This window comes from Streptomyces sp. NBC_00557 (assembly GCF_036345995.1).
Taxonomy (GTDB): domain Bacteria; phylum Actinomycetota; class Actinomycetes; order Streptomycetales; family Streptomycetaceae; genus Streptomyces.
This window is the reverse complement of record NZ_CP107796.1, coordinates 598,865-622,926: the sequence shown is the minus strand read 5'-3', so window position 1 is coordinate 622,926 and position 24,062 is coordinate 598,865. Positions and strand designations below refer to the sequence as shown.

Annotated in this window: 21 protein-coding genes; 11 read left to right on the top strand and 10 right to left on the bottom strand. The window is 72.7% G+C overall.

The features are described from left to right. Window positions 1-2: 2 nt before the first annotated feature. Genes OG956_RS02150 through OG956_RS02140 form a run of 3 tightly spaced genes read right to left on the bottom strand, consistent with a single transcriptional unit; the run spans window position 3 to window position 3,163 of the window. Window positions 3-896 (bottom strand): ABC transporter permease, encoded by an 894-nt coding sequence (locus OG956_RS02150; protein ID WP_330336196.1) that lies wholly within the window; start codon window positions 894-896, stop codon window positions 3-5. A 3-nt stretch (window positions 897-899) separates the two neighbouring features. Further along, entirely contained in the window at window positions 900-2,096 is a 1,197-nt protein-coding gene (locus tag OG956_RS02145; RefSeq protein ID WP_330336195.1) for an ABC transporter substrate-binding protein, read from the bottom strand. A gap of 35 nt (window positions 2,097-2,131) precedes the next feature. Next, on the bottom strand, window positions 2,132-3,163 hold the full coding sequence (locus OG956_RS02140; protein WP_330336194.1) for an ABC transporter ATP-binding protein: 1,032 nt from the start codon (window positions 3,161-3,163) through the stop codon (window positions 2,132-2,134). Window positions 3,164-3,282: 119 nt separating this feature from the next. Between OG956_RS02140 and OG956_RS02135 the strand changes: the two genes are divergently transcribed. Together OG956_RS02135 and OG956_RS02130 are read left to right on the top strand one after the other, a co-directional pair. After that, complete coding sequence (locus tag OG956_RS02135) at window positions 3,283-4,023, top strand: FadR/GntR family transcriptional regulator (RefSeq protein ID WP_330336193.1); 741 nt, start codon at window positions 3,283-3,285, stop codon at window positions 4,021-4,023. 38 nt (window positions 4,024-4,061) lie between these two features. After that, window positions 4,062-4,823 carry a cache domain-containing protein gene (locus OG956_RS02130; protein ID WP_330336192.1) on the top strand — a complete coding sequence of 254 codons (762 nt, stop codon included), beginning with the start codon at window positions 4,062-4,064 and terminating at the stop codon, window positions 4,821-4,823. 316 nt (window positions 4,824-5,139) lie between these two features. Here the strand turns inward: OG956_RS02130 and OG956_RS02125 are convergent, their stop codons facing one another. Continuing rightward, complete coding sequence (locus tag OG956_RS02125; protein ID WP_330336191.1) at window positions 5,140-5,619, bottom strand: hypothetical protein; 480 nt, start codon at window positions 5,617-5,619, stop codon at window positions 5,140-5,142. Between the two features lie 257 nt (window positions 5,620-5,876). Here OG956_RS02125 and OG956_RS02120 point away from each other — a divergent pair, with 257 nt between their 5' ends. Then, window positions 5,877-6,401 carry a hypothetical protein gene (locus OG956_RS02120; protein ID WP_330336190.1) on the top strand — a complete coding sequence of 175 codons (525 nt, stop codon included), beginning with the start codon at window positions 5,877-5,879 and terminating at the stop codon, window positions 6,399-6,401. A 28-nt stretch (window positions 6,402-6,429) separates the two neighbouring features. Here the strand turns inward: OG956_RS02120 and OG956_RS02115 are convergent, their stop codons facing one another. Together OG956_RS02115 and OG956_RS02110 are read right to left on the bottom strand one after the other, a co-directional pair. After that, window positions 6,430-7,281, bottom strand: a complete 852-nt coding sequence (locus tag OG956_RS02115) for a thioesterase family protein (protein ID WP_443065517.1) — start codon at window positions 7,279-7,281, stop codon at window positions 6,430-6,432. Window positions 7,282-7,440: 159 nt separating this feature from the next. Beyond that, window positions 7,441-8,091, bottom strand: a complete 651-nt coding sequence (locus tag OG956_RS02110) for an FMN-dependent NADH-azoreductase (RefSeq protein WP_330336188.1) — start codon at window positions 8,089-8,091, stop codon at window positions 7,441-7,443. A 100-nt stretch (window positions 8,092-8,191) separates the two neighbouring features. On the opposite strand from OG956_RS02110, the gene OG956_RS02105 reads away from it, so the two are divergent. Then, window positions 8,192-8,584, top strand: a complete 393-nt coding sequence (locus OG956_RS02105) for a winged helix-turn-helix transcriptional regulator (protein ID WP_330336187.1) — start codon at window positions 8,192-8,194, stop codon at window positions 8,582-8,584. A 104-nt stretch (window positions 8,585-8,688) separates the two neighbouring features. Here OG956_RS02105 and OG956_RS02100 read toward each other — a convergent pair whose 3' ends face one another. After that, window positions 8,689-10,167 (bottom strand): glutamate--cysteine ligase, encoded by a 1,479-nt coding sequence (locus tag OG956_RS02100; protein ID WP_330336186.1) that lies wholly within the window; start codon window positions 10,165-10,167, stop codon window positions 8,689-8,691. A 252-nt stretch (window positions 10,168-10,419) separates the two neighbouring features. Then, a complete protein-coding gene (locus OG956_RS02095) occupies window positions 10,420-11,220 on the bottom strand; it encodes an SAM-dependent methyltransferase (RefSeq protein ID WP_330336185.1) in 801 nt (266 codons plus the stop codon). A 693-nt stretch (window positions 11,221-11,913) separates the two neighbouring features. Here OG956_RS02095 and OG956_RS02090 point away from each other — a divergent pair. The 5 genes from OG956_RS02090 (at window position 11,914) to OG956_RS02070 (ending at window position 18,859) form a co-directional block, all read left to right on the top strand. Continuing rightward, entirely contained in the window at window positions 11,914-12,618 is a 705-nt protein-coding gene (locus OG956_RS02090; RefSeq protein ID WP_330342707.1) for an SDR family oxidoreductase, read from the top strand. Between the two features lie 288 nt (window positions 12,619-12,906). Next, a complete protein-coding gene (locus tag OG956_RS02085) occupies window positions 12,907-14,787 on the top strand; it encodes an ATP-binding cassette domain-containing protein (RefSeq protein ID WP_330342706.1) in 1,881 nt (626 codons plus the stop codon). A gap of 69 nt (window positions 14,788-14,856) precedes the next feature. Beyond that, the gene (locus OG956_RS02080) at window positions 14,857-15,843 is read left to right on the top strand and encodes an aldo/keto reductase (RefSeq protein WP_330336184.1); all 987 of its coding nucleotides are present in this window, start codon (window positions 14,857-14,859) and stop codon (window positions 15,841-15,843) included. A gap of 188 nt (window positions 15,844-16,031) precedes the next feature. After that, on the top strand, window positions 16,032-17,000 hold the full coding sequence (locus OG956_RS02075; protein ID WP_330336183.1) for a threo-3-hydroxy-L-aspartate ammonia-lyase: 969 nt from the start codon (window positions 16,032-16,034) through the stop codon (window positions 16,998-17,000). A 407-nt stretch (window positions 17,001-17,407) separates the two neighbouring features. Further along, a complete protein-coding gene (locus OG956_RS02070; RefSeq protein ID WP_330336182.1) occupies window positions 17,408-18,859 on the top strand; it encodes a WGR domain-containing protein in 1,452 nt (483 codons plus the stop codon). Window positions 18,860-19,065: 206 nt separating this feature from the next. On the opposite strand, the gene OG956_RS02065 is transcribed toward OG956_RS02070, so the two are convergent. Next, window positions 19,066-20,649: a glycerol-3-phosphate dehydrogenase/oxidase gene (locus OG956_RS02065; protein ID WP_330336181.1), complete on the bottom strand. Its 1,584-nt coding sequence runs from the start codon at window positions 20,647-20,649 to the stop codon at window positions 19,066-19,068. Continuing rightward, a complete protein-coding gene (locus tag OG956_RS02060) occupies window positions 20,646-21,245 on the bottom strand; it encodes a TetR/AcrR family transcriptional regulator (protein ID WP_330336180.1) in 600 nt (199 codons plus the stop codon). Before OG956_RS02060 ends, OG956_RS02065 begins: the two co-directional genes overlap by 4 nt. A gap of 121 nt (window positions 21,246-21,366) precedes the next feature. Between OG956_RS02060 and OG956_RS02055 the strand changes: the two genes are divergently transcribed. Both OG956_RS02055 and OG956_RS02050 read left to right on the top strand, forming a co-directional pair. Beyond that, a complete protein-coding gene (locus tag OG956_RS02055; RefSeq protein WP_330336179.1) occupies window positions 21,367-22,959 on the top strand; it encodes an FAD-binding oxidoreductase in 1,593 nt (530 codons plus the stop codon). Between the two features lie 89 nt (window positions 22,960-23,048). Then, window positions 23,049-23,930 carry a diacylglycerol kinase family protein gene (locus OG956_RS02050; protein WP_330336178.1) on the top strand — a complete coding sequence of 294 codons (882 nt, stop codon included), beginning with the start codon at window positions 23,049-23,051 and terminating at the stop codon, window positions 23,928-23,930. The last annotated feature ends 132 nt before the right edge of the window (window positions 23,931-24,062 follow it).

Genomic DNA, 24,062 nt, shown 5'->3' with positions numbered 1-24,062 from the left:
TCCTACAGGCTGTTCAGGGCGCCGGTGCGGCGGATCGCCAGCAGATACAGGACGATCACGACCACCGGCACGGTGCCCAGCGCGGCGGCCATGGGCAGGTTCAGCTCGATGTTGGAGTACACGAGATTGCCGATCAGCTGCGTCTTGCCGCCGACGATCTGCACGGTGATGTAGTCGCCGAGGCTCAGCGAGAACGTGAACACCGAGCCGGCCGCGACCGAGGGCAGCACCATCGGCAGGACCACCGAGCGGAACGTCCGCCCGGCCCGCGCCCCGAGATCGGCCGAGGCGTCGAGCAGGTTCGCCGGCAGCTGCTCCAGGGCCGTGTGGATCGGCAGGATCATGTACGGCAGCCACAGGTACGTCAGGGTGAGCACGGTGGCCGGCAGGCCGAAGCCGGGGCCGCTCAGCCCGAACGGCGCCAGCATCCAGTCGGCGAGGCCGCCCTCGGACAGGATCAGCCGCCAGGCGTACACCTTGACCAGGTAACTCGCCCACAGCGGGGTGAGGATGGCCACCACGAGCAGCGGACGCCACTTCGGCCGGGCGACCCGCGCCGTGTAGAAGGCGACCGGAAAGGCGATCACGGCGCACAGCACGGTCACCGCGAGCGCGACCCCCACGCTGCGCAGGATCACCTGGCGGAAGACGGGCGTGGTGAACAGCTCGCGGAAGTTGTCCGTCGACCAGACCTTCACCACCTCGGAGGTGAAGGAGTTCGTGGTCCAGAACGCGGAGAGGAACAGGACCGTCAGCGAGCCGAGGTAGAGCACGGCCAGCCAGAGCAGCGGGGCGGTGAGCAACAGCGTCAGCCGCAGCCGGGGCCTGCGGTGCAGGCTTCCGGCGAGCCGCCGGACGGTTCCCCGGCCGGCGGCGGTCGTCGCTTGGGTGGTCACGGTTCAGCCCTTGATCTCGGTCCAGGCCTGCACCCACTTGGCGTACGGCACGCACTTCACGTCCTTGCGGCCGTCCAGGCACTGCTCGATGGGCGTGTTCCAGAAGGCGATCTTCTTCCAGTAGTTCTCGTCGGCCGCGTGGTAGACCGTGCAGAAGTTCTTGTCACTGGTCTGCGCGCACGCCTTGGAGTTGGCCGGCGCCTCGCCGAAGTACTCGGCGACCTCGGCGTTGACCTTGGGCGAGACGATCCAGTTCAGCCACTTGTAGGCGCAGTTGGGGTGCTTGGCCTTGCTGTACACCATCCAGGTGTCGGACCAGCCGGTCGAACCCTCCTTCGGCACCAGCGCCTTGACCTTGGCGCCCTCGGAGGAGGCGAGGTTGGCGATGACCTGCCAGGTGGTGCCGACCACCGAGTCTCCGCTCTTGAAGGCGGAGACCTCCTTCAGGTAGTCGCTCCAGTACTCGCCGACGTTCTTGTTCTGCTGCTTGAGCAGCGCCACCGCCGCGTCGAACTGCTTCTGGTCCAGCGCGTACGGGTCCTTGATCTTCAACTCCGGCTTGGTGGCCTTGAGATAGAGGGCGGCGTCGGCGATGTAGATCGGCGAGTCGTACGCGGTGACGTGCCCCCTGTACCGCGCGGCGTCGTCGAAGACGGCGGACCAGGAGGTGGGCGCGGGCCTGACCTTCTCGGTGTTGTACATCAGCAGGTTGGCGCCCCGGCCGTGCGGGATGCCGTACATCTGCCCCTTCACGGAGTTCCAGGGGCCGTTCTTGAGCCCGGCGAAGACATCCTTGTAGTTGGGCACCAGGGAGGTGTTGACGGGAGCCGCGTCGCCGGCGGCGATCAGGCGCAGGGAGGCGTCGCCGGAGGCGGAGACGGCGTCGTACTCGCCGGTCTTCATCAGCTTGACCATCTCGTCCGAGCTGGCGGCGACCTTGGAGTGGACCTGGCAGCCGGTCTGCTTCTCGAAGGGGTGGACCCAGTCGGTCTTGGGGTCGGTCGAGCCGTCCTCCACATAGCCGGCCCAGGCGATCAGATTGACCTGGCCCTCCGTCTTTCCCAGCTTCGTGGGGGCCTTGAGGTCGGGCGGGTTGAGCCCGGTCGCGGACGAACTGCCCGACCCGGAGGAGTCGCAGGCGGCGGCGAGCAGGAGCGCGGCGGCACAGGCGGCGGCGCGCAGGGTACGGGTGGGACGCACGGTGTTCTCCAGGGGACGTAAGGACGGGAAAGAGGTCAGGAGGGCAGCCGGACGGCGTGCCGGCGGTGCCAGGTCAGGCGCACCCGGCTGCCGCGCAGCGCGGCGACGTCCTCGGAGGAGGTCTCCAGGTTCTGCTGCAGCGCGGTGAGCCGGCCACCGCCGTCGAGGTCGACCAGGAAGCGCGTCGCGTCGCCCAGATAGACGACTTCGGCGACCGTGCCGACGGCGCTGGTGTGCTCGGGCTCGTCCGCGTCGGCGGACTCCTTCAGGACGCGGATCTTCTCCGGCCGGATGTTGTAGGTGCCCGGGGTGCCGACGATCCGGTGGGCCGCCTCGCCGTCGAGCAGGTTCGAGGTGCCGACGAAGGAGGCGACGAAGGGCGTCGCGGGGCGCTCGTATATCTCGGCGGGCGTGCCGACCTGGGCGATGCGGCCCTGGTCGAAGACGGCGATGCGGTCGCTCATCGTCAGGGCCTCCTCCTGGTCGTGGGTGACGAAGACGAAGGTGATGCCCACCTCCCGCTGGATCGCCTTCAGTTCGACCTGCATCTGCTGGCGCAGTTTCAGGTCGAGGGCGCCGAGGGGCTCGTCCAGCAGCAGCACCCGGGGCCGGCCGACGAGCGCGCGGGCGAGGGCGACGCGCTGGCGCTGCCCGCCGGAGAGCTGGGCCGGGCGCCGCTGACCGTAGCCCTCGAGGCGGACCTCGGCGAGGGCCTTGCGGGCGCGCACGAGCCGTTCGGCCTTCGGCACCTTGCGGACCTTCAGCCCGTAGGCGACGTTCTGCTCGACCGTCATGTGCGGGAACAGGGCGTAGTCCTGGAACACCGTGTGCACGTCCCGCTCGAACGGGGCGAGGCCGGTGACCTCCTGGCCGGCGAGTTCGATCCGGCCCTGGTCCGGTGTCTCGAACCCGGCGACCAGCCGGAGGACCGTCGTCTTGCCGGACCCGGACGGGCCGAGCATGGAGAAGAACTCCCCGTCCCGGATCTCCAGGTCGACCCCGGCCACGGCGGTCGTCTCACCGAAGGACTTCCGCAGGTCCTGCAGCCGGACCGCAATTCCCTGCATAGGGGAACCTTTCTGGCGCGCTGTTGCGTTGAACGCTTGACGGTAAAAATATGAAGTCATAGTTCTAAGCTCAAGAGGCCCTCAGGGTAAAGCTTGCGTCAATGCACGAGGTGGTGGCCATGAGGCAGGACGAGATCGAGGGCGGTGCCCGCCGGGCCGTCTTCAGCCCGGTGGACAACCGGGCCCGCGTGGACGCGGTCGTGCGCCGCATCGGCGACGCCATCGAGCTGGGCCTCCTCGCCGACGGCGAGCAGCTGCCCGGCGAGACCGAGCTGGCCGGCCAGCTCGGCGTCTCCACCGTCACCCTGCGCGAGGCGCTCATGGCCCTGCGGCAGCAGGGCCTGGTCACCACCCGCCGGGGACGCGGCGGCGGCAGCTTCGTCTCCCTGCCCGAAGTCCCCGCCGACGACCGGCTCAAGGCCCGCCTGCGCGGCTGGAGCACTGAGGAACTGCGCGACCTCGGCGACCACTGGGCCGCCCTGTCCGGCGCCGCCGCACGGCTCGCGGCGCAGCGCACCGAACCCGAGGACCTTTCCCCACTGCGCCGCACGGCCGAGGAGCTGAGCCGGGCCGGGGACGCGGCGGCACGCAGCCGGCTGTACGGCCGCTTCCACGTCGAACTTGCGGCGGCCGCCCAGTCCGCCCGGCTCACCCGCGAACAGGTCGCCCTGCAGAGCGAGATCGGCGCCCTGCTGTGCCTGGTCCTGACCGACGACACATATCGTGAAGAAGTTGCGGACCGTCACCGCTCCGTAATCTCCGCCGTGCAAGATGGGGCCCACGAAACGGCCGGCACGCTGGCCGAGCGGTGCGTCAGGGAGTCGACGGCGCGGCTCGTCGCCGTACGGCTCACCCTCTGAACGCGCCGCGTCAGGTGCCCCGTCCGCTGGAGGACAGCATGGGCTGGAGCCCCGGGCTCGCCACCCTCGACCCGGACACGGAGACGTGGGTGGCCGCACAGGTCGGCGGTGCGCTGGAGGCCGTCTTCGAGACGGTCGCCGCCACCCGCGCCCAGACCGAGGCCCTGCTCGGCCGGGTGTCCGCCGAGGGCCGGCGGCCGGCCAGCGCCGACCTCGCCGCGCTCCGCCCCGGACTGCATGTGCACCTGACCCGCGAGGAACTCGTCTCCGGCGTCGGCTTCGTCGCGGCCCCCGGCCTGCTGACGGACGTGCCCGTCTGGCTGGAGTGGTGGCAGTCCGGCGCCGACGGCGATGTGCGCCCGCTGCTGCTCGACCTCGATCCCGGCCAGTCGGCGTACTCCGACTACACGCACTGGGACTGGTTCGCGCTGCCGCGCGACACCGGACGCCGGGCGGTGGCCGGACCGTACGTCGACTACCTCTGCTCCGACGAGTACAGCCTCACCCTGTCCGAACCCGTGCTGGTCCAGGGCCGGTTCGCGGGCGTCGCCGCCGCCGACGTCTACCTGCGGCACTTCGAGACCGCCGTCCTGCCCCTCCTGCGGCGCCTGCCCCGCCCCGCCCGCCTCGTCAACGCCCGCGGCCGGGTCGCCGCCTCCGCCGACCCCGCACACCTGGCCGGCTCCCTCACCAAGGGCCCGGACTTCGGCGAACTCCTCAGCACGGCCCGCCCCGGCACGCACGAGGGCATGCGCCTGGTGCCGTGCCAAGGCGTGCCCCTGGTGCTGGTGCTCGCCTGATCCCGGGTCCTCGAAGGCGGCCGGCCCGGTCCCGGGCGCCGTCCCGGTACGCCGCGCCCCGCGGGAAGCCGGCCGTCGTCGCGCCGGCGCCCGGCCGGTGGGCGGGGATCGCGGCGGTGGGACCGGCCTCGGTGGGGGCGACGCGAAAGGGGCTCCGCCGCCGGAGCGCAGGACGGCGGTGATCCCCCCGAAGCCGCTCGGGAGCGAGGACCGAGCGGTCGACCCGGATCAGGGCGGCGCTTCGACTGGCCGCCGCTGTCCGGGCGTTCGCCGTGACCTGCCGCCCCGCGGACCCGCCGAGGAATGCGCCGCCCGGTCACATCATGCGCTCGGCGGTGGCCGCGCGGGCGCGCAGCGCCGCGGCTTCCCGGTGCGCTCCGCGCCGGTCCAGGATGCGCGCCCGGTACTCCATGGCGTAGGCGTCGCCCAGTTCCTCGGCGCGCAGGTACGCGTGCACGGCCTCCTCCTCGCGGCCCTCGGCCTCGAAGGCGACGCCCAGCGCGGTGATGGGGAACGCCTGCCGCTGGGCGAGGACGGAGGGGGCCCAGCGGTCCACCGTGGCCTCGTCGCCGCGCTCCAGCGCCTGTCTGACCAGGCCGAGCATGGCGTCGGGATCGCCGAGCGCCGCCGCCCGCTCCCACATCACCTGGGCGCGGTTGGTGTCGCCCTCCAGGTCGTGCAGCGTGCCCAGGTTGAACGCGGCCGTGACGTTCCCGGCTTCCCAGGCCCGGGTCCACCAGTGCAGCGCGCCGGCCCGGTCGTGCCGCTGGAAGAGGACGGCTCCCCACGTGGTCATGGCATCGACGTCACCGCGTTCGGCCGCCTTTTCGACCCGTGCCACCGAGCCTTGGCCGACCCGGCTCTCCGCATCGAACGCCGACACCGTCCGCCGCCGGAACCAACGACGTATCACGCACACTCCAGTCGAGACGGCCCAGGGCAGGGCTTGGAACACCGCGGTCGGCCACGGGGGACGATGATGCCGAAGGCGCCACCGCGGGTCACGGGCGGGTGCGGTCACGCCGGACCGGAGTATGCCCTACCGTGACCGGCATGGACACGTCGGGACGCAGCGGTCGCAGGTATCGGTATGTCGGTCCCGAGGAGTTCAAGGCCGCGATCCGGCCGGGAGGCACCGGCGCCGACATCCGTACCGCGAGCGAGTTCGCGGAGTGGGCCGCGGGCCGGTCCCGCGAGGAACTGGCCGAACCGTTCACCTTCGTCGTCCGCGGGGAGGGTGTCCTGCGGCTGGCGCCGCGCAGGTCCGAACACGTCGCCTGCGCGGGCGGGGAGCCGGTGCTGAGCGCGGGCGAGATCGGCTTTCGCTGGGACGCCGGGCGCTGGGCGGTGCGGGAGGTGAGCAACCAGTCGACGGGCTACTGCCCGGACACCGGCTCGTGGCCGGCGGTGGCCGTCGCCCTCGACCGCGCCGGGCTCGGCCATCCCGGCCGCTTCACCCATGAGGTCGTCTTCCGCCGGTGTGTCACCTGCGGGCAGCACAACATCGTCCGGGACGGCCATTTCGTCTGCGTGTTCTGCGACGCGGACCTTCCCGAGCGATGGAACATCGACCCCTGAGCGGGCGTCCGGCGACGCGGAGCGAGGGTCACCGGCCGGCCAACGGGCGTACCGTCAGGAGCTGTTCGGCCCGGCCGACCGGGCCGTGGACGTCGTGGAGCACGCTGCTGGTGAGGCCCTGCCCGGTCGGTCCGAAGGTGACCGCGGTGTCCAGGCCCAGCCGGCGGCCCTCCGGCTGCCGGTGCAGATGGATCGTGAGGTCGACGTTGGGGAACATCCACTCGGTCGGCGAGCGGCGTACGGCGATGCCGTTGGCGGTGTCGACGAGGGCGACGTAGGAGGCGAGGGAGCTGCTCGGTTCGCCGGCGACGAGGTCGAGGTCCGTGGATACCCAGACGGCGGCGCGGCCCGGCCGGGAGGGGGTGACCGGGCGCACGTCGACGGACGCGCAGTGACCGCCGGGCCAGACGGCGCCCAGCGACTGACCGGCGAGCCCGTCCGGCGGTGCGAGGCGCGCGTCGGCGCCGCCGGCCACGGCGCCGGTGTCCACCGCGGTCAGCAGCCAGGCCCGGGCCCGTACCACCGGCCGGTCCGCGGTGCGCACGACCGCTTCGAGCAGCTCGATGGTGCGGCCGGGCCGGATCGACTCCACCAGGATCTCGCACTCGTCCAGGGCGATCCTTCCGAGGATGTCGAAGCTGATCCTGGACAGCAGCAGTCCGCTCGGCGGGCGCTCGGCGCGGTACCGGTCGATCGCGTGGACCACGAGTCCGCCGAGCGGGCTGAAGTGCATCTCGTCGGTGTCCCAGGCGCCGCTCGCGTGGGCGGTGGGCTTGTAGCGATGCCGGTCCGTGCGCTCGAAGTAGCTGGCGGCCAACGGGTGCCTCTCCTCACGGTGTCCGAGCGCGCGGGGTGACGCGCAGGTCGTTGTACGGTACATCCGCAACGGGGGGCGGGTCAGGGGGCAGGGTTTCGGCGGTGCGAAGCCGATGTCCAGGCCGCAGCGTCGCGGGACCGCCGACCGGCGTGACCGGCACCCGCAGACGTGCCGCGGCCCGGGCGCCGCGCGGAGGCGGCGCCCGGGCCGGAACGGGACGGCTCAGGCCGCGAGGCGCGCGGCGAGCTGCTTGGCCTTCTCGGCGGCCTCCTCGAAGGCGCGGTCACGGGAGGCCTCGTACAGCGGGACCAGTTCGGCCATCGCCGGGTTCTGCGGGGCCATGGTCAGCTCCGGGACGATGAAGTCGACGTCCAGGCCGAGACCGTCGCCGAGTATGGCCTTGAGGTAGTTCTGCACGTACTCGTACCCCTCGCGCGGGGTGCCCGGCCCGTACGCCCCGCCCCGGCTGGCGACGACGGTCACCGGGGTGCCCTTGGCGGACTGGGTCTCGCCCGCGGTGCGGCCGATGAGGACGACGTTGTCCAGCCAGGCCTTGAGGGTCGAGGGGATCGAGAAGTTGTACATCGGGGCGCCGATCAGCACGGCGTCGGCCTGCTCCAGCTCCTCTATCAGCTTGACGCGCTCGGCGAAGGCCGCGGCCTGCTCCGGCGTGTGCGAGGCGGGGTCGGCGAAGCCGGCGGTGTGCGCGGCGGCCGTGATGTGCGGGACGGGCTGCGCCGCGAGATCGCGGTAGACGACCGTGCCCGCGGGGTGCTGCTCCTGCCAGTGCGTGCGGAAGGCCTCCGTCACGGCACGCGAGGCCGAGGCCTCGGCGGGGAACACGGACGAGTCGATGTGCAGCAGCGTTGCCATGGAGACTCCAAGGAGTGAGCTGAGATTCAGTACTCGACTATATCTAACACAGGAGCTTACTTTTTTTCATCCCCCTACGCCGAGGTAGTACCCTGATCACATGACGGCGGACGTGACCCACGACAGCGCGGCGTGCAAACGGGTGGACGAGGGCATCACCCGTGTCTTCCAGCTGCTCGGAAAGCGCTGGAGCGGGCCGATCGTGGCCGTCCTGGTGGAGCAGCCCGCACACTTCGCCGACCTGCGCCGGGCCATTCCCGGCATCAGCGAGCGCATGCTGTCCGACCGGCTCGCCGAACTCGGCGCGGCGGGCCTCGTGCTCCGAGAGGTGGACGAGGGCCCGCCGCTGCGCGTGTCCTACCGGCTGACCGAGGCGGGGGCCGCCCTGGAGCCGGCGCTGCGGGAACTGGCCGCATGGGCGAAGGCCCACCTTCCGGACGCGCCGCCGTGCCCCGGCGCGGAGCGCGAGCGGTCGGCGGGGTCTGCGGTGTAGGACCGGGCGGGCAGACTCCGGCGGGAGCCGCGAGCCCGTCTTCGGGCGCGCCGTGGAAGGGCTGAGCGGATGCGGGTGCGGGCGCGGGTGAGCCGGGCGCCGGGTCAGTCCACCGGCCAGGTGTGGACCGGCGCGTTGAGGTGCATGTAGTCGATGTACAACTGCGTCATCTGCCGCAGGGACTCGTGGCGGCCGGCGTGCGTCGTGGCCTCCAGGCGGTGGAACATCTCCTTCTGCCACAGGGCGCCGTTGCGTGCTGCCACACAGCGCTGCTCGATGATGCCGAGCAGCGGCTCCCGCCACGCGTCGTCCATGCCGGAGTGCTCAAGACCCCGGTGCGCGAGGGGCAGCAGCCTGCGCAGGACCAGTTCGGACGCGGGCACTTCACCCATCCCCGGCCAGTACAGCAGGGCGTCGATGCCGTGCCGGGCGGCGGTGTGCAGATTGTCCTCGGCGGCCGCGAACGACATCCGCGACCACACCGGCCGGTCCTCCTCCACCAGGGCGCGGGTCAGGCCGTAGTAGAACGCGCCGTTGGCGAGGGTGTCGGCGACAGTCGGGCCGGCGGGCAGCACCCGGTTCTCCACCCGGATGTGCGGGACGTCGTGCGAGACGGCGTACACCGGGCGGTTCCAGCGGTAGATCGTGCCGTTGTGCAGCGTCAGCTCTCCGAGTTCCGGGATGTCGCCGCGGTCCAGCGTCTCCCTCGGGTCCTGCTCGTCGCACAGCGGCAGCAGGGCGGGGAAATACCGCAGGTTCTCCTCGAACAGGTCGAAGACACTGGTGATCCACCGCTCGCCGAACCACACCCGGGGCCGTACGCCCTGCACCTTGATCTCCTCCGGGCGGGTGTCCGTGGCCTGTTCGAACAGCGGGATACGGGTCTCGTGCCACAGCTCCTTGCCGAACAGGAACGGCGCGTTGGCCGCCAGCGCCACCTGGACCCCGGCGATCGCCTGCGCCGCGTTCCAGTAGGGCGCGAACTCCTCCGGGGACACCTGGAGATGGAACTGGGTGCTGGTGCAGGCGGCCTCCGGGGTGATGGTGTCCGCGTAGGTGCGCAGCCGGTCCACGCCGTCCACCTCGATGCGCAGGTCCTCGCCGCGGGCCGCGAAGATCTGGTCGTTGAGGAGCTGGTAGCGCGGGTTCTCCGACAGGGTCTCCCCGCCGATGTCCTCCTGGCGCAGGGTGGGCAGGATACCGATCATGATCAGCCGGGTGCCGATCGACCTGGCCCGCTCGTCGGCGTGGTTGAGCGCGGCGCGGATCTCCGACTCCCACGCGTCGGGGCCGCCCGCCGTGAGCCGCCTGGGCGGCACGTTGATCTCCAGGTTGAACCGGCCCAGTTCCGTGGACCAGGCGGGATCGGAGATCGCCTTCAGCGCCTCGGTGTTGCGCATCGCCGGCTCGGCGTCGTCGCCGACGAGGTTCAGCTCGATCTCCAGGCCGACCTGCGGCCGTTCGGACTCGAACCGTGACTCGCACAGCATCTGCGCCAGCGCCTCCAGGCACGCCTGCATCTTGATCCGGTACCGGCGGCGGTCCTCGCGGGTGAAGACGAGCGCCGGGACGTCGCGTCCCATGGGCCCTCCAGGATGCCCCTCGTCGCAGCCCTCATCCCCAGCGTCGCACCAACCCGCGACCCCCACCAAGCCGGCCCGGCGCGGGCCGCGCGCCCCTCCGGCTCGGGGGCGGCCGGAAGGGGGTGGTTCGGGTACGCGGCGACGGGGAGCTGGACGGCTCGGGCGGAGACGCGGCCGGGAGCGGAGTGCCGGGCACGGCGAGTGGAGCGCCGGCGCCCACCCGCGTGCGGAGGCCTGTGCCGGAGTGCCGGATCAGGCCGTCTTGCGGCCCACTCCGCCGTAGAAGCCGATCTCCTCGGAACCCGCCGGAGGCGTGGCGTCCGGGCGCCAGAACGGAACCTGTACCAGCCCCGGCTCGACCAGTTCGAAGCCGTCGAAGAACCGTTCGACCTGGTGGCGAGAGCGCAGGTTCATGCTGGCGGACGCGTTGTCGTAGACGGCCTCGGCCTCGCTGCGGTCGTCGGCGAAGTCGCCCGTGGCGTGCGAGAGCACCAGGAAGCTGCCGGGCGGCAGTGCGTCGCGCAGGGTGGCCACGACGTGCTCGGGCCCGTCCGTGTCGCGGAGGAAGTGGAGCACGGCGACGAGGAACAGGGCGACCGGCCGGCCGAAGTCGATGACCCGGCGTACCTCGGGGTGGTCGACGATGGACTGCGGCTCGCGCAGGTCCGCCAGGACGATGCTCGTCGTCCCGGCCCGGTTGAGCAGCGCGTCGCCGTGCGCCTTCACGATCGGGTCGTTGTCGACGTACGCGACGCGCACGTCCGGCGCCAGCTCCTGGGCGACCTCGTGCACGTTCGGGGAGGTGGGCAGCCCGGTGCCGACGTCCAGGATCTGACGGACACCGCTGCCGACGACGTACCGGACCGCACGCTGCAGGAACGCGCGGTTGGCCCGAACGGAGATCCACACCTCGGGCGCCGCCGCGGCCAGTTGGCCGGCCGCCACCTGGTCCACCTCGTAGTTGTCCTTGCCGCCCAGGAGGTAGTCGTAGATCCGTGCGGGATGCGGCTTGCTGGTGTCGATGTGCACGGACTGGCCGCCGTCCTGAGTCACGCTGAACTCCTCTCCACGACCGTCACGGCTTGGTTCCGCAGACGGTTGGCCAAAGCTTCGCATATCAACTACCGGGCGTGCGTCACGAGTTCCGGGTCCTGGCGCGGGTGACGACGCCTGTCCGGGCGCGGCGGCACCGGAGCGAGCCGGTCACCACGGTGTCGGACACCCTCACCCGTGCGGCGGGCGCCACCCGAACGGCCCGTCCTGGCACGCCTGGCGTCGTTCCGTCACCCGGCCGGACCGGCTCCGGTGGACTGCGCGCCGCCGGCGTCGGATGGTCGGAACAAGATCGGTGAGTCGATTGCTTCGTCCGACCGGTCGCCGGGTCGTCCCTCCGTGTCCGTGACGAGGCGGGCCGACGCGCCGGGGGCGGGGAACGGTGAATCCATGCGCTCGGGTCGTTCCCCGCCCTTCCCGCCCGGGAAGGCCGGACCCGGTCCTTCGGGGCAGCCTGCGAAGGATCGGTCCAGGCGTGTACGAGCACCTCGTGCGAGCGGCACGAGGCGGCCGGACCGCAGCAGGGGCTGTACCCCGGAGACGACGACCGCCACCGCGGCAGCCCGCTGACACCTCCCCGGACCGATTCCGCGCCCGCCCCGCCCCGCGTGCTTGCGCAGGGGAAACCGATCGGTTTACCGTACGGAGGAGCCGATGGAAACCGATCGGTTTCCCGCCTGTCTGGAGATGCACATGACCTCGATCAAGGACACCGTCGCGCTGGTCACCGGCGGCAGCCGCGGCCTCGGCAAGGCGCTGGTGGAGGAGCTGTACGCGCGTGGGGCGGCGAAGGTGTACGCCACGGCCCGCGACCCGCGCACCGTGACCCACCCCGACGCCGTGCCGCTCGCGCTGGAGGTCACCGACCCCGCGTCGGTGGAGGCCGCGGCGGCGCAGGCCCAGGACGTCACTCTCGTGCTCAACAACGCCGGTGTCTCGGTCGGCGCGCACGCGTTCCTGGAAGCCCCCCTCGCCGACGTGCGGCGTGAGTTCGAGGTGAACTTCTTCGGCCCGCTGCTGGTCACCCGCGCCTTCGTCCCCGTCGTGGAGCGCAACGGCGGCGGACACCTCCTCAACGTCCACTCCGTGCTCTCCTGGCTCGGTGTCGCCGGTTCCTACAGCGCCACCAAGGCCGCGCTGTGGTCGCAGACCAACACCCTGCGTCTCGAACTGCGTTCACGCGGCATCGAGGTCACCGGACTGCACGTCGGCTACATCGACACCGACATGGTCTCCGGCGTCGACGCCCCGAAGTCGGCTCCCCGTGACGTCGCCGCGCTGGCACTGGACGGGGTGGAAGCCGGAGCGCACGAGGTCCTGGCGGACGACCTCACCCGCGACGTGAAGGCAAGGCTCTCGGGAGACCTGGCCGACCTGTACCCGCAGCTGGCCGACTAGGGCGCCCTTCGGGCCGTACCCGGTCACGAACCGGTGATGATCTGCCCGCGGCCGGGGGGAGGCGGGCAAAACCCACTGGTCACAGCCGTCACGACCACCGGCGTTTCGGCCACCGCCTTCCCTCACGGAAGCCCTGCGCCACGGCGGCCGTGCGTTCGACGCCGCGGAATCGCGGGGCCCGGCTTCGTCCAAAAACGCATGCGTTCGAATCGCCCGCGCCCTCGTTGAGTGAGGCACCGCCGGACCACCCAGGTGCGGTGCCGACCCCGAGGAGGGACGCAGGTGACCGTGACCGACGCCTCGACAGAAGACGCTCCACCGCCCCCTCCGCCGCCGGCCACGATCGGCTATGAGGGCAAGTTCGGCAAGAACCCGCTGGAAGAGGCCAGTTTCCGCAGGATGTGCGGGCGGCTGCCGTCCGTGCTGCGCAGCACCGCGGGCATGGCGTGGTCGGTCGACCGGACCGGTGTCGTCCTGCTCCTCGTCTGCCAGCTCCTCACCGGCGTCGCCGCCGCCGTGGTCCTGGGCTGCACCGCACGCGCCATGACGCACATCCTCGGAGCGGGCCCCGTGCCGGAGCGTCTGCACGCCGCCCTGCCCGCGCTCGCGGCCGTCACCGCCGCGGCGGGCGTCGGCCGGATCGCCAGGGCGCTGGCCTCCTACGCCGACGGACGGATCACCCCTCTGCTGATGACCGAGGCCGACGTCGCACTGGTCTCCGCGGTCTGCCGGGTGGAGGCCGCCGCATGCGACGAGGACGGCTTCACCGACCGGCAGGAGGCCGCCGAGGTCGGCGTCACCCGCACCACGACGATGGTCAAGGACGCGCAGCAGTTCCTGGCCTCGCTCATCCGCATGGTCGCCGCCGGCGGCGTCATCACCGCACTGCACTGGCTGATGCTCCCGCTGTTGCTGCTCGCCGTCCTGCCCGCGGGCCTGGGCGCCGTGCTCTCCGCCCGCGTCGACTACGAGACGCACTACGCCAACGTCGGCGACCGCAACGTACGCGGCATGATGCGCTGGTGGGCCACCTACTCGCGGCACGGCGACGAGGTGCGCGCGAACGGCATGACCGACTACCTCGTCTACTGGTACCGCGCGCTGTCCGAGCGCATCGACCGGCGCACCCTGACCGCGGCGCCCCGCATGCTCCGCATCGTCCTCGCGACCTCCGCGCTCGGCGGCGCGTTCCTGCTGCTCACGTGGAGCGCCCTCGCCTGGCTCGCCATCACGGGGCGGGTCGCCCTGCCCGTCGCCGCGACCGCGGTGGTCGCCGTGCAGACCACGCTCGCCGCGCTGTCCCAGTTCGTGCAGTACGGCGCCGCGATGTTCCACACTTCCCTCTACCTCGCCGACATGCGCTCCTTCCTCGACATGGCCGCCGAACGCGCCCCGAAACGCGGTGAGTCGACGATCCCGGAACACGTGGAGGAGATCCGGCTGGAGGAGGTCGTCCGCCACTACCCCGGCAAGGACGAGCCCGCGGTGGACGGTGTCTCCCTCACGCTGCGGCGCGGCGAGATCCTCGCGATCGTCGGCGAGAACGGCTCCGGCAAGTCCACGCTGACCAAGCTCATCACCGGCATCCTCCTCCCCGACAAGGGCCGTGTCCTGTGGGACGGCGTCGACCTCGCGCACGCCCGGCCCGACTCCGTGTGGAAACGCACCGCGCTCGTCCCGCAGAACTTCGCCTGCTGGCCCCTGCGCGCCCGGGAGAACATCACGCTCGGCCAGCCGCGCACCCATGACGACGGTCCCGTGTGGGAAGCCGTGGACGCGGTCGGCATGCGCGAGGCGGTCGAGGGGCTCGCGCACGGGCTCGACACCCTGCTCGCGCGGGAGATCTTCGGCGGCGCCGAGCTGTCCGGCGGACAGTGGCAGCGCCTGGCCTGCGCACGCGCGCTGTACCGCCGTACGCCCCTGCTCATCCTGGACGAGCCCACGTCCCAGATGGACCCGCGCGGTGAGCACCGGATCTTCCTGGAGATCAAGCGCATCGCCGCACAGTGCATCACGATCGTGGTCACCCACCAGCTGGAGAACACCCGGCTGGCGGACCGGATCGTCGTCCTGCGGAGCGGCCGCGTCGTCGAACAGGGCCGCTACGACGACCTCGTGCACGCCGGCGGCCTGTTCGCCGAACTCGTCGCCCTGGCCAAGGACCGGTGACCCCGGGCGCCCGCCCGTGCCGCCCCGTACGATCATGATCACGTTGACCGAGACGAGGGGAACCGAACCATGGACTACGTCAAGCTCGGCACGAGCGGCCTGGAGGTCTCCCGGCTGGCGCTGGGCTGCATGAGCTACGGCGTTCCCGACCGGGGGCCGCACCCGTGGACCCTGGACGAGGAGGCCGCACGCCCGCTCGTCCGCCAGGCCCTGGACGCGGGCATCACCTTCTTCGACACCGCCAACAGCTACTCCGCCGGCACCAGCGAGGAGATCGTCGGCAGGGCGCTCGGGGAGATGGCCCGACGCGAGGACGTCGTGATCGCCACCAAGGTCTACTTCGCGGTGGCGGACGGCGCGGCGCGCAGCGACCGCCCCAACCGGTCGGGGCTGTCCCGCAAGGCGATCATGACCGAGATCGACCACAGCCTGCGCCGTCTCGGCACCGACTACGTCGACCTCTACCAGATCCACCGCTTCGACCCGCACACCCCGGTCGAGGAGACGATGGAGGCCCTGCACGACGTCGTCAGGGCCGGCAAGGCCCGCTACATCGGGGCGAGTTCCATGTACGCCTGGCAGTTCGCCAAGCTGCAGCACACCGCCGAGCGGCACGGCTGGACGAAGTTCGTGTCCATGCAGAACCACTACAACCTTCTCTACCGCGAGGAGGAGCGGGAGATGCTGCCGCTCTGCGCCGACCAGGGCGTCGGGGTGCTTCCGTGGAGCCCGCTCGCCCGGGGCCGGCTCACCCGCGACTGGGACGCCACCAGCGTCCGCAGCGAGACGGACGCCTTTGGCCGCACCCTGTACCAGCCGGACGACAAGCGGATCGTCGACGCCGTCGCCGCGATCGCCGAACGCCGCGGCGTCCCGCGTGCCCAGGTGGCCCTGGCCTGGGTCGCCTCCCGCCCCGGCGTCACGGCCCCCATCGTCGGCGCCACCAAGCCCCACCACATCGAGGACGCGCTCGCCGCGCTCGACCTCCACCTCACCGAGGAGGAGATCGGGGAACTCGAGGAGCCCTACACCGCCCGGGGGATCAGCGGCCACTGAGCAGGCCGCACCCCTTCCCGGCTCAACCGCGCCCGTCTGTCCCTTCCCTGGACTGACGGGCGTGTCCTTTTCCCTGGACAGAGAGGCGCCGCTGTTCATAGAGTTCCTGTCCAGGATTGGAAAATCCGTCCAAGTCGTGTTCCGCGAGGCTCGGCACGCGGACCGCAGGAAGGGAAGAGGTGCCCGTCATGGCCGCCGCTCCACCCGTAACGTTCGACGACGTCCGTGCGGCCGCCGCACGCCTCGACGGGGTCGCGCACCGCACCCCGGTCGTCACCTCGCGCACCCTGAACGCCCTCGTCGGCGCCGAGGTGTTCGTCAAGTGTGAGAACTTCCAGCGCGTCGGCGCCTTCAAGTTCCGCGGCGCCTACAACGCGGCGGCCCAACTCCCCCCGGACCGGCTCGCGAAGGGCATCGCCGCCTACTCCTCCGGCAACCACGCCCAGGCCACCGCCCTGGCCGCCCGTGAACTCGGCACCAGCGCCGTCATCCTCATGCCCGAGGACGCTCCACGCCTCAAGCGGGAGGCGACCGCCGGATACGGCGCCGAGATCGTGACCTACGACCGCTACACCGAGGACCGCACCGCCCTCGGTACGGCACTGGCCGAGCACCGCGGCCTGGCCCTCATCCCGCCCTACGACCACCCGCACGTCATCGCCGGACAGGGCACGGCCACCCTCGAACTCCTCGACGAGACCGGCCCGCTCGGCGCCCTGATCGTCCCCGTGGGAGGCGGCGGACTCATCGCCGGCAGCGCCACCGCGGCCAAGGCCCTGCACCCCGGCATCCGGGTCATCGGCGTGGAGCCGGAGGAAGGGGACGACACCAAGCGCTCCCTGGAGAGCGGTGCCCGCGTCACCGTGCCCGTGCCCCGCACCATCGCCGACGGGCAGGCCCTGCCCACGCCCGGCGAGATCACCTTCGAGATCAACCGGCGCCTGGTCGACGCCATCGCCCTCGTCAGCGACGCGGAGATCGTCACCGCCATGCGCTTCGCCTTCGAACGGCTGAAGATCGTCCTGGAGCCCAGCGGCGCCACCGGCCTCGCCGCCCTCCTGGCCGGCCGCGTCGACCCCCTCCCGTCCCGCGTCGGCATCATCGCCTCCGGGGGCAACGTCGATCCGCGGAGTTTCGCCGAACTCCTCGGCCGGTGAAGGGCGGTACGACCCCGCACCCGGGAGTGTCCCGTGTGCCGGCCGGGCCGTGCCGCGGACCACGGGCCGGTCCGGTGGACCTCCGCCATCCACTGTGCGTGGCGGTGCCGGGCACCTACGACACGGCCGAGCAGTCATGGATCCCTGCTCACCGGAGCCGCCCTGATCGGTCGCTCCGCCCGGCATGCCGTGGCCGGCTACTTCGACCACCACGGTCTGCCACGTCGAAGCAGACCTCGGCCGCGCTGCCGCCGGGCAGTTCGGCGACGATCCGGCTGGGCTCACTGTGCCAGGCCACGGCGCGCTGAAGCCGCTGGTCAAGGCCCGTTGTCAGTGGTCGCTCGTACGGTTTGACCAGTGAGGACCTGCGGGAACGGCCGCGGGTCCGTCCTGGGGAGGGGTGTGCCATGACCACGGCGTCCGCGGTGTCGACGACGTATCTGGAGCTGTCGCAGGAGGGCGGGGGCGCCCACAAGTTCTACGAAGTGACCGTCGACGGCACGGTGGTGACGGTGCGGTACGGCAGGATCGGCGCCCCAGGGCAGACCCAGACCACGACCTTCCCCACCGCCGAGAAGGCCAGGGCGGCCGCCGCGAGGAAGGTGGGCGAGAAGGTCCGCAAGGGATACGCCCCGGCCGTCCAGGGGCAGCGCGCCCCGCGCCCGGTGACCCGGCGTCAGGTCAGTTCCGCCCCCTCCACCGCGCGAGCCGTGGCGCCCGTGCTGTGGCGCTTCCGCACCGGCTCCGCCGCCTTCGGCATCCACGTCGACGACGAGCACTGCTGGGTGGGCAACCAGGCGGGCGACGTCTACACCCTCGGCCACGACGGCGCCGTCCTCGCCCGGTTCAGCCTGCCGGACGGTGTGAAGTGCCTGGTCGCAGACGACTTCTGGATCTACGCGGGCTGCGACGACGGCAAGGTCTACGACCTGTCCTCCAAGCTCCCGTTCGCCGCGTACGACATCTCCGCCGACGTCGACATCTTCTGGCTGGACATCCACGAGGGCATCCTGCACGTCTCGGACCGCGCCGGCCGGCTCACCGTCATCGACCACGAGGACGAACACCAGTGGGCCCGCCGCAGCCAGGGCGAGCACGCCTGGATGGTCCGCGCCGACGACCGCGCCGTCTACCACGGCCACCAACGCGGTGTCACCGCCTACGCCCCCGATGGCAGCGGCGAGTTGTGGCACACCGCCACCAAGGGCAGCGTGCTGTTCGGCTGGCAGGAGGAGGACGCCGTCTACGCGGGCACCGGGCACCGCGTGGTCCAGCGGCTGTCGAAGACGACGGGCGCCATCGAGGCCACGTACGCCTGCGACAGCGCCGTGTACTCCTGTGCCACGTCCCCGGGCGGGAGGTTCGTGTTCGCGGGTGACGCCGCCTCCTCCGTCTACTGCTTCGACCAGGACGGCACGCGCCTGTGGAAACTCGGCACGGGCGGCGGCTCGGCGCTGTCCATGCAGTACCGCGACGAGCGGCTGTACCTGGTCACCACCGACGGCTCGCTGGTGTGCGTCGACGCGAGCGAGACGGCCATCGCCGCCGCCCAGCAGGGCACCGTGCCGGTGGCGCGGGACGTCAAGCCGGCCGCCGCCCTGCCCGCCTACGCCCCCGCCACCGCCGCCACCGCGGTGGCCACGGTCGCCCAGGCTCCGGCCGGAGCCGTGGTGGTCGAGTGCGTGCAGGAGGGCGGCCGGCTCCGGGTGCATGTGGTGTCCGAGGGCTACGACACCTCCTGGAACGTCCAGTTCCCGCGCGCGATACGCCAGCCGGGCGCCCGGTACGTCGTGGACGCCCTGCACCCCGCGGCGGGCGGTTTCTACCGCGTCCGCGGCGACATCCGCCGCCTGCTCTGACAGCCCGGGCCGCCCCACCCGCCCCGGCCTCAGGGCCGCACCACCGCCACGACAGCGACGGCCCCGCCGCCTGCTGTGAGCGACGCCCTCGCCGCCCCACCCGCCCGGGCCTCGGGGCCGCGCGGCCGTCGCCTCGGCGGTGGCGCCCCGCGGCGGCATCCGCCGCCGGGCTGTGACACCCCTGGTCGCCCCCACCCGCCCCGGACTCAGGGCCGCACGGCCGTCGCCTCCGCCAGCACCTCCCGCGCCGTGGGAAGTGCCTCGGCGCGGTCCTCAGGGACCAGGCCGATGCGGGTACGGCGGTCCAGGAGGTCCGACTCGTCCAGGGCGCCCTCGTGCCGGACGGCCCACAGCAGTTCGGCGCGGGTCACCGGGTGGCCGGGCAGCACGGGCCGGGCCAGGGCGGGGTCCTCGGCGGCGAGCGCGTGGACGGCCTCGGCCTCGGTGCCGTAGCGGCGCACCAGGCGGCGGGGCGCGGACAGGGTGCGCAGCCGGGCGGGGGCCGCGGCGCCGACCAGCGGCAGCGAGGCCGTGGGGGAGGGGGGAGCCGGGAGACCGCGGGCTGCGGTCGCGGCGTCCACGGCATCCTGGGCCATCCGCCGGTAGGTGGTGAGCTTGCCGCCGACGACCGTCGTGATGCCGTCGGGGGACGTCAGCACCGCGTGCCGGCGGGAGATGTCGGAGGTGCGGGCGGGCGCCCCGCCGGAGCCGTCGTGGCCGGAGGTGTCCAGCAGGGGGCGCAGTCCGGCGAAGGCGCCGACCACCTCGTCCCGGGCCACCGGTGCGTCCAGGACCGAGCCGAGCACGTCGAGCAGGAAGCCGACGTCGCTCTCGGGCACCTCCGGGACGTCCGGGATGCCGCCCTCGACGGGCTCGTCGGTGAGGCCGACGTACACCCGGCCGTCGCCCTGGGGCAGGACCAGGACGAAGCGGTTGGTCTCGCCGGGGACGGGGATGTGCAGGCCGGCCGGCAGGGTGCCGAGCCGTTCCGAGCGCAGGACCAGGTGGGTGCCGCGGGAGGGCCGGATCCGGATGCCCTCGACGAGGTCGCCGGCCCACACCCCGGCGGCGTTGATGACCGCGCGGGCCCTGATCTCGCCCTCCCCGCCGCTGAGTTCGTCCCGGATCCGGGCGCCGCTGCCGGTCAGCTCCAGCACCCTGACCCGGGTCAGCACCCGCGCCCCGCGCGCCGCGGCCGTGCGGGCCAGGGCGGTGACCAGCCGGGCGTCGTCGGTCACCTTGCCGTCCCAGGACAGCAGTCCGCCGCGCAGCCCGGCCGCGCGTACCGAGGGCGCAAGGTGCCGGGCCTCCGTCGCCGACAGCCGGCGCGGGGCGGGCAGGATCTGGCGCGGGGTCCGGGCGGCCAGCCGCAGCATGTCCCCGGCCCGGAAGCCGGCCCACGCCAGCGAGGCCTGGGCCCTGGACACGAGCGGGGTGAGCGGCAGCACGAAGGGCTGCGCGGCGACCAGGTGCGGGGCGGTCCGGGTCATCAGCACGCCCCGCTCGACGGCGCTCTCGTGCGCGACGTCGAACTGCGCGGAGGCCAGGTAGCGCAGCCCGCCGTGGATGAGCTTCGAGCTCCAGCGGGAGGTGCCGAAGGCGAGGTCGTGGGCGTCCACCGCGACGACGTCGAGACCGCGGGCCGCCGCGTCCAGCGCGACTCCGGCCCCGGTGGCGCCGAGCCCGACGACCAGGACGTCGGCCACCCTGCCGTCGGCGGCCTCGGCGAGTTCCCGGCGGCGGCGGTGCGCGCTGAGGGACGAGCCGGAGTCGGCCCGGGTGTGGCTCATGGCGTGAGGGTCCTCTCCAGAAGGGTCCGCAACTCGCCGAGGAAGGCGGCGGAGTCCAGCTCCGGATCGTCCTCGTCGGTCATCGTGCGCAGGGACAGGGTGAAGGACTGCACGGTCAGCAGCAGGGCGCGGGCCTGCCGTTCGACATGCCCGCGGCGCACGGAGCCGTCCGCGTGGCCGTCGCGCAGCCCGTCGGCCAGCAGCGCCAGCAGCGCCTCCTGGCTGGCTCCGCGCCGGTCGAGCACATAGGGCAGCAGCAGCTCGGGATCGACGTCGACGATCTTGCGGAACAGCGGGTGGGCCCGGAAGGCCTCGACGCCCGCCACCAGTCCGTCCACGATCCGGGTGCGGGTGTCCGTGCCGGCCGTGGGCTCGGGGATCGCCCGGGTGGCGACCTCGATCCACTCACGGGTCATCAGATCGCCGACCAGGGTCCGCAGATCCGGCCAGCGCCGGTACAGGGTCATCCGTGAGACGCCGGCGCGGCGGGCCACGTCGGCGAGGGTGGTGCGGCGGACCCCGACGGCCAGCACACAGTCGCGCACCGCGTCGAGCACGTGATCGTTGTCCGAACCGTTGTGACGAATAGGCGTCATGTGTCACAGTGTAACGCCCCGGGGGTCGGGCGGAGCAGCCGCCGTCCCCCCGGACCCGGCCGCCGGCCAGGCGCGCAACCGAGCACCACCGAGCACACCGAACCGTGAGGACGACCGTTCAATGGACATGCTGTGGAACGGCTGGGGCGACCCGGCCAAGGCGGCGCCCCTGCCCGAGGCGGTGACCGGACTGCTGCGCGACCTGCTCGGCGTCAAGCCCCGCAGCACCCCCGCCCTCCGCCTCGAGGACATCGACCTGCCCGCCCCCGCGGCCCGCCCCGACGCGCTCGCGGCGCTCGCCGAAGCCGTGGGCGGCGAGGACCACGTCCGCACCGACACCGAGAGCCGCGTCCGCCACACCCGCGGCAAGTCCACCCCGGACCTGCTGCGCATCCGCGGCGGGGACTTCTCCGACGTGCCGCAGGCCGTGGTCCTGCCCGGCTCCCACGACGAGGTCCTCGCCGTCCTGCGCACCTGCGCCGCGCACGGCCTCGCCGTCGTCCCCTTCGGCGGCGGCACCTCGGTCGTCGGCGGACTCGCCCCGAAACGCAGCGTGTTCATCGCCCTGGACCTGCGCCGTATGAACGGCCTGCTCGACCTGGACCCCGTCTCGCGCACCGCCGTGCTCCAGCCCGGACTGCGCGCCCCGGAGGCCGAGGCGCTCCTCGCCGGACACGGCTTCACCCTCGGCCACTTCCCGCAGTCCTTCGAGTGGGCCACCATCGGCGGCTTCGCCGCGGCCCGCTCCAGCGGCCAGGCGTCCGCCGGATACGGCCGCTTCGACGAGATGGTCCTCGGCCTGACCCTCGCCACCCCCGAGGGCACCCTCGAGACCGGCCGCGCCCCGCGTTCCGCCGCAGGACCCGACCTGCGGCAGCTCATCCTCGGCTCCGAGGGCGCCTTCGGCGTCATCACCTCGGTCACCGTACGGATCCGCCCGCTGCCGCAGACACGGATCTACGAGGGCTGGCGGTTCGCCTCCTTCGAAGAGGGCGCCGCCGCGCTGCGCAGGCTCACCCAGGACGGCCCCCGGCCGACCGTGCTGCGCCTGTCCGACGAGACCGAGACCCTGATCGGCCTCACCCAGCCCGACGCCATCGGCGGCGACCTGTCCCAGAGCGGCGCCGGCTGCCTGGCCATCACCGGCTACGAGGGCACACCCGAGGACACCGCACAGCGCCGCGCACAGGGGGCGGCCGTCCTCACCGCCTGCGGCGGCACCCTCCTCGGCGCCGAACCCGGCGAACGCTGGGCGCACGGCCGCTACTCGGCGCCGTACCTGCGCGACGCCCTGCTCGACGTCGGCGCCTTCGCGGAAACCCTGGAGACCGCCGCCTTCTGGTCGCGCGTCCCCGAGCTGTACAGGGCCGTGCGCACGGCGCTCACCGACACCCTCACCCAGGCCGGCACCCCGCCCCTGGTGATGTGCCACATCTCCCACGTGTACGAGAACGGCGCCTCGCTGTACTTCACGGTCGTCAGCGCCCAGGGCGAGGACCCGGTGGCCCACTGGACGCCCGCCAAGCACGCGGCCAACGAGGCCGTGCTCGCGGCCGGCGGCACCATCTCCCACCACCACGGAGTCGGCACCGACCACCGCGACTGGTACGTCCGCGAGGCCGGACCGCTCGGCATCTCGGCGCTGCGGGCCGTCAAGCGCCGCCTGGACCCCGAGGGCCTGCTCAACCCCGGCGTCCTGCTCCCCGCCGACTGACCCCGCGCCGTACGACCGGCAGCACCGCCGTACGCCGGCCCGCCAGGCCCGGCCGACCCACCCGATCCGCCTGCTTCGGAGGCACACCGATGCGCCAGTTCACCGCCGTCGTCAACCCCACCGCGGGCGGCTCCACCGGGGCGGCGACCCTGCTGCACCTGGCCCGGCTGCTGCGCGAGGCCGGAGCCGAGCTGGAGACGGAGTACAGCCACAGCCTCGCGCACGCCCAGGACATCGCCCGCCGCGCCGGAGAGCGCGGCCGGATCGTGCTGGCCGTCGGCGGCGACGGCATCGCCGGCGGCATCGGCGGCGCGCTCAGCGGCACCGGAACCGTCCTCGGCCTGGTGCCCGCCGGACGCGGCAACGACTTCGCCCGCGCCCTGAACCTGCCCGCCGACCCCACCGCACTCGCCGGCATCCTGCTGCACGCCGAGCCCCGGCCGGTCGACACCATCGAGGTGGAGTCGGCCGGCCGCCCGCCCACCGTGGTCCTGGGCAGCGTCTACGCCGGCGTGGACGCCGTGGCCAACCGGTACGCCAACCACGCCCGGCTGCTGCGCGGCTCCGCCTCCTACTACGCGGGCGGCCTGCGCGCCGTCGCCGCCTGGCGGCCGGCCGACTACCGCGTCACCGTCGACGGCGAGGAGCACACCCACCGCGGCTACACCGTGGTCGCCGCCAACTCCCCCTACTACGGCTCCGGCCGGCTCATCGCCCCCGACGCGCGGGTCGACGACGGACTGCTGGACGTGGTGATGATCCGCGAGGCGCCGCGCAGGCTGTTCTTCACCCTCATGAACGAACTGAAGACCGGCGGCCATGTGCACCGCCCCGAGGTGCGTGTGCTGCGCGGCAGGGACCTGCGCATCGAGGCGAACAGACCCGTCCCCTACGGCGCCGACGGCGAGGTCGACGCCACCCTGCCGGTCACGGCACGGGTACGGCCCGCGGACCTGCCGATGCTGTACTGACCACGCCCATGAACCAGCGGACCAACGAGGCAGCTCACCCCGGGAAGTGACACCGCGTCGGTGCAGGACCGGCCGGCCGTGGGTAGGGGAGGGGCACCCGGCCGAGTGCGCCGGGGGAGGGGTTGGTCGGTC